Genomic DNA, 13,088 nt, shown 5'->3' with positions numbered 1-13,088 from the left:
AAAAACAATATTTTTATCGTTACTTGCTAACCATTTTTGTTAACCACATTTTTATGAAAACTATTTCTCTTAAAGAAATCCTGTTGTGTTTTATTTTTTTGATATCAATGGCCTCATTTGCCCAAAACAAATCAGATAGGGAACTGATTTCAATAGACAAAGACTGGCGTTTTTCGTTGGGTCATTTGTATGATACCCAAAAGGATTTTGGCTATGCCGAAGGTTATTTTTCTTATTTGGCAAAAACTGGTTTTGGCGATGGTCCTGCAGCACCGGGATTTGATGATCGTGCCTGGAGAAAACTGGATCTTCCGCACGATTGGGCTGTTGAACAATCTTTTAGCGAAAAGGCAAGTTTTAGTCACGGATTTAAAGCAGCCGGAAAAGGTTTTCCTGAAAAAAGTATTGGCTGGTACCTAAAAAAAATTACGATTGCAGAAAGCGATCAGGGAAAAATTATTTCCTTAAAATTTGATGGAGTTTTTAGAAATTCTAAAGTGTTTTTTAATGGTCATTTCCTCGGAACAGAAGAAAGCGGTTATAATGGTTTTGAATATGATGTAACGGCATATGTAAATTACGGTGGAGAAAATACGATCGTTGTTCGCGCTGATGCTTCGATGGAAGAAGGCTGGTTTTATGAAGGTGCGGGGATTTACAGACATGTTTATCTTCAGAAAACGAATCCGCTGTATGTGATACAAAACGGAACTTATGTAACTTCTGAAATTAAAAATGACACAGCAGAAGTTACTGCCGAGGTTACAATAGAAAATAAAGGAAATTATAAAGGAAAGATTGAAATAGTACAAACCATTTTTGATGCTTCAGGAAAAGATATTTCGAATACTGTAGAAAATGCATTTGCACCGGATTTTTATAAAACAGCAAAATACACTTCAAAAATAAAAGTAAACAACCCTTTATTGTGGGATCTTGATAATCCAAATTTATACCGTTTACGAACTCAAATAAAACAAGAAGGCAAAATTATAGACAGTTATGAAACAAATTTTGGGATAAGAACCATAAAATTCGATGCCGAAAATGGTTTTTTTCTTAACGGAAAATCTATAAAGCTAAAAGGCACAAACAATCATCAGGATCATGCGGGAATAGGAACTGCTTTACCGGATGAATTGCAATACTACCGCATAAAAAAACTCAAGGAAATGGGTTCAAACGCGTATCGTTGTTCACATAATCCGCCAACTCCGGAATTGCTCGATGCTTGTGATAAGTTAGGAATGCTGGTAATTGATGAAACCCGTTTAATGGGCATTAACGATTATCATCTTAATGATTTAAAACGATTAATCGAACGTGATCGCAATCATCCCAGTATATTTTGCTGGTCTGTAGGAAATGAAGAATGGAATATTGAAGGCGGAATTGTTGGCGAACGAATTACCAATATTATGCAGGAATTTAGTAAAAGTATAGATCCTACAAGACCTGTAACGGTTGGGATAAGCAGCGGTTTTAAAAGCGGAATATCATCTGTTGTCGAAATTATGGGCTATAATTATATGGGTAATGGCGATATCGATGCGCATAGAAATGCTTTTAAAAACCAATCCGGAATGGGAACAGAGGAAGGTTCTACTTTTGCAACACGGGGAATCTATTTTACAGATGACACCAAACATTATCAAAGTGCTTATGACAAAAAGCCAAGACCAACTTTTTATAGTATCGAAGAAGGCTGGAAATTTTATGCGTCACGTCCGTATTTGGCGGGAATGTTTATCTGGACAGGTTTCGATTATCGCGGAGAACCAACGCCTTATGGTTGGCCATCGGTTACGTCTTATTTTGGAATGATGGATGTTTGCGGTTTCCCTAAAGACAATGTTTTTTATTTAAAATCATGGTGGCAAAATGAACCTGTTTTGCATCTTCTGCCACATTGGAACTGGAGTGGCATGGAAGGAAAAGAAATCGATGTCTGGGTGTATTCTAATTGTGATGAAGTAGAACTTTTCCTGAATAAAAAGAGTTTAGGAAAAAAGAAAATAGAGCAATATGGTCATTTAGAATGGAAAGTGAAATATGAACCCGGAACTCTTGAAGCAATTGGATATAAAAACGGAAAAAAAATCCTGACAGAAGTTCAAAAAACAACGGGAAGTCCTGAAGCGATAAAACTTTCTGTAGATAAAGAAAACCCATCAAAAGCTACTGTTGCTGTGATAACTGTTGAGGTTACAGATAAAAATGGTTTGCACGTTCCTACAGCTAATAACGAAATTACATTTTCTATCAAAGGCGGAAAGATTTTAGGCGTAGGAAATGGAGATCCAACATCATTAGAAAAAGATCAGTTTATCGATGATATAAATCTTGTACCCATTACTAATTTTGAAGAAAAAAAGCAGGCATTTGTTGACAATGTAAATCAATCAGCTTTAGAAGAAAACAGTGGCTGGACAACCGCTTTTAAAGATAGAGATTATAAAAATCAGGCGTCGGGATATATTTACAGAGGAAAATTTGAGTTAAAAAACAACTTACAATCCAATATCGTTGATTTCTATTATAAAAAAATTGGTGTAAACGAATCTGTTTTTGTAAACGGAAATTTAATTAATGCAAGCACAGATGATCCTCAAAAATACCATCTTGACAAAGCTGTTTTAAAAGAAGGAGCCAATTTTATTACTATTAGAGCTTCGCCTTTGCAAAAAGTAAAAGATTGGGATGTGATGAATACAGATCCCGGAATTATTAAAGTTGTAACGCCATCAGAACCCTGGAAACGAAAATTGTTTAACGGATATGCACAGATAATTGTTCAGAAAGATGAAAACGCAGTCGAAGTAATTTTATCGGCTTCTGCCAAAGGTTTACGCGTCGGAAATAGCTTAAAGCTGAATTAAAGTTTTGAGGATAAAAATTTTACCACAAAGTGCGCAAAATTTTTACCTCAAAGTGCGCAAAGATTTTATAATAGATTGTGTTTTTTAAACCTTACATAATAAAATCTTTGCGCACTTTGCGGTAAAATTCCATATTCCAACTTTCTCATTTCAAACCTGAAACCTGAAACCTGAAACGTTGAAACTTGAAACAAAAAAATCTAAAACTTGAAACTATTTTTTATATTTGATTTTCATAACTTTGCATTATGAAGGATCAATTAGAATTTCAGGCTTCGGAACTTGGTATAAACGATTTAAAGCTAAAAGGTTTTAAAGTATATGAGGTTAATGGTGATGTGAGTAAAATCCCGACCTATAATCGCAGGGATTTTTATAAGATTTGTATCAATACAAGCGAGAGTTTAATTCACTACGCAGACAGAGGTATAGAAACCAATGGCACTATATTATTCTTTGGTAATCCTCATATTCCTTATTCATGGGAAATTATTTCACCCGTCTACGAAGGATATGCCTGCGTATTTACCGAAGAATTTCTAAAAGTAAACGATCGTTCTGAAAGCCTTCATGAATCGCCTTTGTTTAAAATTGGCGGAACACCTATTTTTTCATTATCAGCTGAACAAAAGGTTTTTATCGATTCATTGTTTAAAAAAATGATCGAAGAACAAGATACTGATTATGTTTTTAAAGATGATTTAATACGCAATTATATCAATTTGATTTTGCATGAATCGATGAAAATGCAGCCTTCAGAAAATTTCTTTAAACACAAAAATGCTTCTTCAAGAATTACGTCATTGTTTCTGGAACTATTAGAAAGACAATTTCCTATAGAGACAAAAAATGAACCATTGGCATTAAAAACGCCTCAGGATTATGCGCAAAGCCTTGCTGTACATGTTAATCACTTAAATCGTTCAGTAAAAGAAATAACAGGAAAATCTACAACTGCACATATTACCGAAAGGATTATTGGTGAAGCAAAAGCATTATTGCAACATACGGATTGGAGTATATCTGATATTGGATATTCCCTTGGATTTGAATATCCAAGCTATTTTAATAATTACTTTAAAAGACTTACAGGAACGATTCCGAAATCGTTAAGAATGTAAATTGTTTCATATTCTTAATTTTTTGTTTGATTATTGTTATTTCTGATTGCAATTCGTAAAGTAATTTTGCCTTCAAATAATTAGTATTAATCCCTATAGGTTTTTTGCTGACTAAATATAACTTCTATAAAGCGCATTCCAGCTTTCTAATTTAGTTTCCGGCACTGATATTAAAACAAATAATTATGAAAGCAACTCAAAATCAATTAAAAGAAACCATTTTCCCTAAAGGTGATTTAGCTTCTTCAGATTACTTTACAGGAAAAGCGTGGGTAAAAATGCTGGTTCCTAACGATCCAATTTTAAATACTGCGGTTGGTAATGTCGTTTTCGAGGCTGGTGCAAGAAACAATTGGCATACACATCCGGGAGGACAAATTTTGATCGTAACACAAGGAACAGGATTTTATCAGGAAGAAGGAAAACCCATTCAGTTACTTCAGGAAGGCGATGTGGTAAACATTCAGCCCGAGATAAAACACTGGCACGGAGCTTCACCTGATAACGAATTTACCCATATCGCAATTAGTACCAATACTGAAAAAGGTATTGTAGACTGGCTTGAACCAGTAACAGATGAGCAATACAATAGCTTTAAATAATTAAAGTAAAGGTGTTGTTTGTCGATCTGATAAATTAAGTACGGTTTTTTTCTCAGGTCATTTTTAAATAAAAAATCAATCTCAAAAAATAATTTTTATGTCAACACTTTATACTTCTGTTATTGAAGAGGGAAAAATCCCGAACACTTATATGACTGGTAATGTTTCATATAAAAAACAAACCAGCAACATTCATCCTGATAATACGGTTATTAAAGAAGTTTCTTTTGAGCCGGGATCAAGATGCAAATGGCACGTAAATGCAACATTACAATTATTTATCGCAACAGACGGAATAGGTTATTTTCAGGAAAAAGGTTCTTCTATACGATTACTTCATAAAGATGAGGTTGTGACCATTTTGCCTGGTATAGAACATTGGTATGGCGCAACACCGTTTAGTAAATTTTCGCATATATCGATCATTACAGAAATCGATAAAGGAACCGGAATATGGCTGGAAAGCGTTACAGATGAAGAATATAATAGTTTTGGTAAGTAATTAGATAATTAGATAATTAGTCAATTAGAAAATGAGATAATTGTAAAAATTACTGCTGTTTCTTCACTATAAATAGTACTATTTTAAAAAGGTCTGGCTTACTTCAAGTCCGGCCTTTTTTATTTTTGAAAGCTTAGTAAAGTAGAAAAAATACTTTTGGTTAAAACTTATATCATTTAATTCTATAATTTTGAAAGGAGAACATTAAAGCACTTTTCCCCTTGCAAAAACATTCGATTCCCATTTTATCTGTTGGCAATATACTTGGAGAAGAAACTTTGGGTATTACTTTGTTTCGGCATAGCGTAAAAGGCAGAAATGAATTCGAACAACCACATAAACATGATTTTTATATGGTTTTTTTTGTCGAAAAAGGCTCAGGAATTCACCATGTCGATTTTACGCAATATAAAGTAAACAATTATCAGGTTTATTTTATCAGTTCCGGTCAGGTGCATAACTGGTTTCTTGATGTTGATACAACAGGTTTTCAATTGATGCTTTCGCCGGAAGTAGTTACTATTTTCCAGAATCTGGGACAATTTCCTTTTTTTGGACAAAATGTTCCGTCTTGTCTTTCTTTAACCAAACAGGATTTTATGGAATTCAAAAATCATTTGCATGAAATAGAATTTCTATTGTCAGGTAATGATATACTAACCAGAGAAATCCTTTTATTGCGTTTGCATTTGCTCCTGAAACTATTGCAAAAGGATTATTTACTGCAATTTCCGGAACACGATTCTGCTACCAAACCGGAGAAAATAATTAAAAATTTTACTGCATTTATAGATGAACATTTTAACCACGAGTCATCAGTAAATTTTTATGCTGATAAATTAAATATTACGCCTAATTATCTTAATATCCTTTCTCAGAGATATTTAAAAATGCCTGCGGGCGATGTCATCAAAGAGAGAACCATTCTGGAAGCAAAACGATTGCTGACCAGTACAGATTTATCTATAAAAGAGATTGCCTATCAGCTTGGGTTTAATGATAATGGTTATTTTACAAAAGTATTTAAAAAATATGCCGGTAAAACTCCGGGCGATTTTAAAGAAAGTTATAATTTTTACCATCCTTATCCGTAATATTACCGTTATAGGTTTTAGTTTATAACGATTTTTGCAATGCAATACCTTCTAATTTTAGAAGAGTGTTATTGTAAAAAGCTACAACAAACTCAAAGCAAGTAAAATATAATTTATGGAAGACAATACAATAAGCCGAAAAAAGTTCTTAGGATTAGGAGCTGCAGCAACCGGTGCAGCTTTATTTTCAGGAATTGGTGGTAATGCTGTTGCGCAAGTATTATCAGATGATAAAGCGACTGCATTAAAAGAATATATTTTAATTAATGTGCGATTAGAGGACGGTTTTGAATACAACGAAAAGAACGAAGTCATTGCAACCAAAACAGCTTTATACAACATACATATTTTAGATGGTAAGATTAAAAGCATCACTTCAGGAAAGCCTGCTGTAAAATTGAAAACTATTGATGCCAAAGGACTTTTGATGCTTCCCGGATTACGCGATATGCACATTCATATTGATAAAACCTATTATGGCAGCGGAACCTGGAATGCAGCACCAAGAAAAGGATATACGGTAAAAGATATGATTACGCTGGAGCAAAAATTAATTCCGCAATTACTACCGGATTCTCAGCACAAAGCCGAAGAAGCAATTAAACTAATGCAAAGTCAGGGGAGTTATTTTGCCCGTTGCCAATGTAATATTGATCCGGTGAGCGGGTTAAAAAGTCTGGAACATTTACAGGCAGCTTTAGATAAAAATAAAGATAGTTTTGGATGGGAAATTGTGGCTTTTCCGCAACACGGAATTTTATATTCCCAATCAGAACCTTTATTACGCGAAGCAGCAAGTATGGGAATTGATTTTATTGGCGGACTTGACCCAACAAATGTTGATGGTAATATGGAGAAATCTCTTGATACGATGTTTCAGATTGCTTTAGACACAAATAAAGGAATCGATATACATTTGCATGAATCGCCGCCATCAGGTAAAGCTGCAATTGAATATATCATTAAAAAGACAGAAGAAAATAAGCAGCTACAAGGCAAAACTTATATAAGCCATGGTTTTGCCCTTGCAAAAATGGACCCTAAAGACGTTGAAAAAATAGCAGAGCAAATGGGAAATCTGGGAATAGGAGTAGTCTCTACAATCCCGATTGGGAAAACTATAATGCCAATCCCGACTTTAAAAAAATATGGCGTAAAACTAATGACCGGAACAGATAGCATTGTCGATCACTGGCAGCCTTTTGGTACTTGTGATATGCTCGAAAAAGCAAAATTATGTGCCCAGCTTTATGGATGGACAGATGAATATAATTTAAGCCGCGCTTTGCACATTGCAACAAAAGATGAAATACTGCCTCTTAACGATTCCGGAACAAGAGTTTGGCCCGCAGTAGACAATGAAGCAAATTTTATTTTAGTAAAAGCAAGCTGTTCTGCCGAAGCCGTAGCACGTTTGCCAAAAAGAGAAGGAGTTTTTTATAAAGGAAAAATGATTGCCGGAACAATAGGTTTATAGATACCAAAGGTGCAAAGGGACAAAGGTTTTTCCGTAGAGACGCACAGCAGTGCGTCTACATTTTAATTGAAAACCTTAGTCCCTTTGCACCTCAGAACCTTTGTACCTCAAAAAAACAACAAACCCCTTAAGCAATTCAACTCTTAAGGGGTTTTTGAAAAATAAATAATAACCAATTAAATTTATTTTTTATCTAAGTCTTGTTTTAGCAATTTTGCATGCTCCAAATGAGCTGTTAGCGGTGCTATATTATTAGATGCCCAAAGTTTAACATCTTGGTCTTTTGCATCTTCTGTAGCTTTTTGCAATTTATCAATCGCTTTTTGGTGACCGTCGATCATCATATCAGCGAACTTTTTATCAAAGTCAAGACCTGATTTCTCATTCAGTTTTTTATATTCCTCCTGACCATCTTCGGTAAGCGAAGTAGGTAAAGTGAAGTTTTTAGCTTTAGCCAAAGCACTTACTTCAGAAGCCGATTTGGTATGCTCATCAACAAGCATTTTTCCAAATTTCTTAACCTCAGGATTGGTACTTTTTATTTGAGCCAATTTTCCAATTTCGATTTCAGCAAGATTCACTTCGGCGATATCAACTAAAAATTCCGAATCATCTTTTTTATCATCTATAGAGTCAAATTTGGCTTCATTACTATCTTCAGCAACTTCTTTTGGATCTTCTTGTTTTGTTTCATTTTTACAAGAGTTAAGGGAAATGATTAATAATCCTGCTCCTAAAATTGCTTTTCCGGCTAATAGTATTTTTTTCATGATTTTATAGTTTAAATGTTATAATGTAAAATTATTCAGATTGTGTCAAGAATGTCTTACAGTATTTTTCGATAATGTTATATGATTTGGATATTGGATTTAATTGTAAGTTATTTTGTAATATAAATAGTTTTATATTAGCACAAGAAAATCGCTTTTTGAACGAATTATTAATTAAGATTATGATAAAAGCATTGCAATTGCCTTTACTTTATATGACACTTCTCTTTATGAGTTGTCAAAAAAATATTAGCGATCTGGAATTTGAAAAAAATGTAATGACAGAAATTTTTCCAGATTTGATTGATTCTATTTGTATTGATTACAGAACAGTTCTTGTTCCACCTCCCATTTATGGTGAATTTATTTATGATAAAGAGGGTAATTATATTGGTGTTGACTCTACAAAGGGAACTGAAAAACAAGAACAAGAAATAGTACGGTGGAAACTTAATCAGGAAGCAATTGAAAAAGATACTTCAAAATTAATTGTAGCATTCAATCCTAAAATAGAAAGAAATAGGAAGGATTTAAAAGAATATTTAGGACAGCATTTTAAAGTTACGGAAGTTTTTTATCCAAAGATAGAAGGAGATTCTACCTTTATTGTAGAATTTAAAAATATTTCGCTTAAAGGAAAATTTAAACTTAAAGACATGTCTGAGTTTCCAAAAGATCGACGTGAGTTTTGGAGAAAAAAATATGATTTTGTTTTTTCGGGTGCAGTTTATTTTACAGGAATCCAATTTGATAAAGAAAGAAAATTTGGAGTCTTAGAGGGTGGTTTTTCTTGTGGCAGACATTGCGGAATTGGTGTGAGGATTTATATTAAAAAACTAAATAAAAAATGGATAATTGATAAAATTGATAATACTTCGGTTTCATGATAGTACTAAAAAAGATTATAGGTTTGTTTGTGATTTTTATTGGAGGGATATTATTCATTGTGACATATGGAACTTTGTTACAGGCAGTGATAAACTATATAAAAGCATCGACGAATAAAGATTTATGGTATCTGATAACTTTCGTGATAATAGTTTTTTTTCTCACAGTAGCCATAATATATATGATAAGATTTGGTTTGAAATTAATCAAATCACAAACTGTGTTGGAAGATTCTATTGATGATATTGGATCTTGAAATAAGATAGAATAAAAAGCATTAAGCTTAAAGAATATTGTAATTGTAAAAAAATAACAAACATATAACCGAACCCAAATATTTTATGAATGCTCTCTCAAACTTTACAATGCAACAGAAAATTTTGATAGCATTATTATTCTTAGCTTCAATTCATTTAGCAGCCCAAACAACCTATACTGGATTTATAGATAAATATCCTATTGAATTTGTGACCGATTTAGATTCTGATGGTTCCGGGAGGGGTATTTATACTTATTCAAATTATGATACGCCAATCGAAATAAGCGGTACACTAAAAAATAAAATACTAACCTTTTTCGAAAAAGATAAAGCAGACAAGAAAACGGGTAAAATGGTTTTTGAAAACTTCAATTCTAAAAGCAAGAAGCTAGAAGGAACCTGGACAGACCTGAATACCAAAAAAGAACTTAAAATTAGTCTGACAAAAGTATTTGATATTGATTATGGAGATAATATCGAATGGAAAAATAGAGAAATTTTACAGGCAGTTTCTCTAAAAGGCAAATATTTTAAGTTGGTCGTTTCAAAATCTAAAGGCGATTTTTATGCAAGAGTAACTGGCGTTAAAATTCTGGAGAAAAAGACTGATAAATTGCTTCAGCAAATAGATCTGGAATGCCAGCTTTGGGGTTTAAACAATATAAGTACGGACGATTATAATTTTGACGGAATCGAAGATTTTTCTGTTTTTGAAGGAGGTACTGCAGGACCTAATACGACCAGTTTGTATTTTTTATACAACCCAAAGACAGAGAAATATTTTGAAAGCAGTTTTAGCGGCACTTCATTAGAGTTCGACACTAAAAACAAAAGAATTCATGAATACAATCAATGTTGCGCCGGAGCAAGCCAGATGAATGCCGAATATAAAGTCGTAAATAATAAGATGGTTTTAATAAAGAAAAGCTGTCTTGAACTGGACATTAAATCTGGAGAATTAAAAAAGGTAAAATGCGATTAGTATTATTTAAATATTAATAATGCTCAAGATTTTAGTAATGGGTATAATTAATTTTTATCAATATGGTTTTCCGTAACTAATCTTATTATTTAAATATAATATTTGTTTTATCTAATCAAAAAATATACATATGAAGAATCTTATATTGTCATTAATAGTTGTGACATTAATTTCTTGTAATCAAGCAAAAGTAGAAAAACAAAGAAAAATAGAAGTTGCAATTGATCTTAAAAGTATTGCTGGTAAAATATAATTGAGGTTGAAAGTATACTTGGAAAGCCAGATAAAATTGAACCTTTTTTAGAAAGCAGTACTCCTTGTAAAAATAAACCTTGTCAAAAAGGTTATTACCAAAAAGATAAATTTGAGATAATATTTATAAATGAAAAAGCTGATTGGATAACTATTAATAATTTATCAGAATATGATTTTGATGAAGAAAATATTGAAATATTTGGATTTAAAAAAAACAGAACCTGAATTCAAAAATCCCCAAGATTTAATTAGACGGAAAAATATTGAAGGGATAAATGAAATTAGCATTTTCAATGATAGTTTACACTTAATCCTAAAAATAGATTTGCATCTTAGATTCTTGCCCTTTTTTACACGAGTGGGCGAGACGCTTTTTTGACTAAAAAAGAAAATATTTCCCTCATATCGTTGTTTGTATTTATTAAAACATCTCTTATTTGTATTAGATTTTATCCTAAAACTGTTAATTTTTAAAGATTTGTCTTAATCTGATAGTTTAATGACGTTTAGGTCTCATTGTAAAATAATCTTCCGAGTAATTTTATTGAACTGTGATTCTATAAACGATAAAATTATGACATCAGCTAAGCTATTTATGTTCGGAGAAGAGCGAGAATTACTGTGGGTTAATACTAATTATTACAGACATATATGGGCAAATGGTTTACCAACCACTGATATTGAAGGAGGTTTTCTTACTTTTGGTTTTACATCGCAGGAAAGTGATGATGTATTCTGGCACAATATGACAAAACCCATTGGACACTATACTGACCGAATGGAAAAAGGAGAAATTCGTTTTTACAGTAAAGGTCAGGAAGATATTGCTATAAGAATATATAAATTCAGCGATGCTTATGTAGTATATTATTCAGAAACATTTGAAGCTAATGGCGAAGGCAATATGCAGACCGTTGTGGTACTTTCGCCTGCGATTCAAAATTATGGTTATACGTATGATCTCGTAAAATACTGGCAAGTTTCCAGAGTTGATATAGCGCCTGTTTATTATTTTCCTACAGAAGAGAAAAAACAAACCAAAGTAAAAACCATAGAATTAATAACAGCCCTGGATTGGGGTTCTGCAAATGACAATTCAGGCACAGAAACCCAACTGGGTATGTTGTATGGCAAAACATATGAATTTAAAGTAGTAGCCTTTACAGAGGAAACTCCCGCAGATAAAACGGTAATAAAATGGAAGTATAAATACCATAGTTTGTCTGAGAATAGATGGATCGAGAAAAAGCTTGACGTAACTGGCGATACGCTAAAGTTTACGCTAAACGAAAAAGACATGTGCGGACGTATTATACATATGCGTGCCTACATAAAAGATCCCGAAAACGAAGGAGAACTTAAAGTCTGGAAACACAACAGGTTTAGATGGTTTGACAGAATGAAAGTGCATGAACAAATAAAGAATCGTGTCAAGGATCCCTGGAAAATCAATCAGGCACAAACCTCGCTTTGCGGCATGGCGGCATTGTATTATGCCATGATAAAAAGAGATGCAAAAGCTTATGAGAAACTGTCAAAAGAATTGTTTAGAACAGGAGAGTATGCAATAGCTGATTATGTTATAAAACCTCATGAAAAAGCTTTAAGTATGTATGAAGTCAGAACCAGTTATGATAATTATATTGCCTTAGAAATGGCCGAAATAGACTGGATCGTACTTGCCACAACCCGAAGTAAGGAAAGTTTGAACAGCCAGTTTGTGTATAACGGATTTGAAAATGACGAAATTGATATGCTAAAAGGGGCAAACTGGCCAGAAATGCTGACCAGAATGTGTAAAGAAGTTGCCGGATTTACCTCTGCTGAAGCGATTGATTTAGGAATGCTTCAAATTTCAAACAAAAAAGGATTATCCGGAAAATTAAACGATGCTATTGGTGATTTTGATATTATGAACCTTAAAATCATAGATAGAAAGTACAAACAAGGACATACTATTTTAATGATGATCGATAGTGACATGATTAGTAACAAAGTAAATTATGACCTGAAAGCCTTAACAACAAACGTACATTGGGTGGTGTATGAAGGAGGTTTGAGTTTTATTGATGTAGGAGAAAGCAAGTATGTAGGTTTTAGTATTTATACTTGGGGATATAATCCAATAACACAACTTGATGAAAAAGAAGAAGAAAATCGTGAAAAAAAACCTCTTATTTATAGAAAAGAACGAATTAGTATAGAATCATTTAAAAGTAATTATTATGGATACATTGAGGTTTATTAGTTTAATAAGTT

At 32.9% G+C, this 13,088-nt stretch carries 11 protein-coding genes; 10 read left to right on the top strand and 1 reads right to left on the bottom strand.

From position 1 onward, the window contains the following. The first annotated feature begins 53 nt into the window (after window positions 1-53). The 6 genes from galA (at window position 54) to BXU01_RS01545 (ending at window position 7,675) form a co-directional block, all read left to right on the top strand. A complete protein-coding gene (galA, locus tag BXU01_RS01570; RefSeq protein WP_083691397.1) occupies window positions 54-2,879 on the top strand; it encodes a beta-galactosidase GalA in 2,826 nt (941 codons plus the stop codon). Window positions 2,880-3,127: 248 nt separating this feature from the next. Then, on the top strand, window positions 3,128-4,000 hold the full coding sequence (locus BXU01_RS01565) for an AraC family transcriptional regulator (RefSeq protein WP_055097865.1): 873 nt from the start codon (window positions 3,128-3,130) through the stop codon (window positions 3,998-4,000). A gap of 185 nt (window positions 4,001-4,185) precedes the next feature. Further along, a complete protein-coding gene (locus BXU01_RS01560) occupies window positions 4,186-4,602 on the top strand; it encodes a cupin domain-containing protein (RefSeq protein WP_083691396.1) in 417 nt (138 codons plus the stop codon). Window positions 4,603-4,699: 97 nt separating this feature from the next. Then, complete coding sequence (locus BXU01_RS01555) at window positions 4,700-5,104, top strand: cupin domain-containing protein (protein WP_083691395.1); 405 nt, start codon at window positions 4,700-4,702, stop codon at window positions 5,102-5,104. 221 nt (window positions 5,105-5,325) lie between these two features. After that, on the top strand, window positions 5,326-6,198 hold the full coding sequence (locus BXU01_RS01550; protein ID WP_123773910.1) for an AraC family transcriptional regulator: 873 nt from the start codon (window positions 5,326-5,328) through the stop codon (window positions 6,196-6,198). Between the two features lie 115 nt (window positions 6,199-6,313). Continuing rightward, entirely contained in the window at window positions 6,314-7,675 is a 1,362-nt protein-coding gene (locus BXU01_RS01545) for an amidohydrolase (RefSeq protein WP_083691393.1), read from the top strand. 182 nt (window positions 7,676-7,857) lie between these two features. Here BXU01_RS01545 and BXU01_RS01540 read toward each other — a convergent pair whose 3' ends face one another. Further along, window positions 7,858-8,445, bottom strand: coding sequence for a DUF4142 domain-containing protein (locus BXU01_RS01540; RefSeq protein ID WP_055097860.1), 588 nt, complete (start codon window positions 8,443-8,445; stop codon window positions 7,858-7,860). Window positions 8,446-8,603: 158 nt separating this feature from the next. Between BXU01_RS01540 and BXU01_RS01535 the strand changes: the two genes are divergently transcribed. The 4 genes from BXU01_RS01535 to tssD all read left to right on the top strand — a co-directional run bounded on the left by BXU01_RS01535 (window position 8,604) and on the right by tssD (window position 13,077). Continuing rightward, entirely contained in the window at window positions 8,604-9,332 is a 729-nt protein-coding gene (locus BXU01_RS01535; RefSeq protein WP_123773908.1) for a hypothetical protein, read from the top strand. Between the two features lie 366 nt (window positions 9,333-9,698). Continuing rightward, window positions 9,699-10,574: a hypothetical protein gene (locus tag BXU01_RS01525; protein WP_083691390.1), complete on the top strand. Its 876-nt coding sequence runs from the start codon at window positions 9,699-9,701 to the stop codon at window positions 10,572-10,574. A 130-nt stretch (window positions 10,575-10,704) separates the two neighbouring features. Continuing rightward, window positions 10,705-10,827 (top strand): hypothetical protein, encoded by a 123-nt coding sequence (locus BXU01_RS23805; protein WP_255373686.1) that lies wholly within the window; start codon window positions 10,705-10,707, stop codon window positions 10,825-10,827. A 576-nt stretch (window positions 10,828-11,403) separates the two neighbouring features. Next, window positions 11,404-13,077, top strand: coding sequence for a type VI secretion system tube protein TssD (tssD, locus tag BXU01_RS01515; protein WP_123773906.1), 1,674 nt, complete (start codon window positions 11,404-11,406; stop codon window positions 13,075-13,077). Window positions 13,078-13,088: the final 11 nt, after the last annotated feature.

This window comes from [Flexibacter] sp. ATCC 35103, assembly GCF_001975985.1.
Classification (GTDB): domain Bacteria; phylum Bacteroidota; class Bacteroidia; order Flavobacteriales; family Flavobacteriaceae; genus Flavobacterium.
This window is presented reverse-complemented; position numbering and strand designations above follow the sequence as displayed.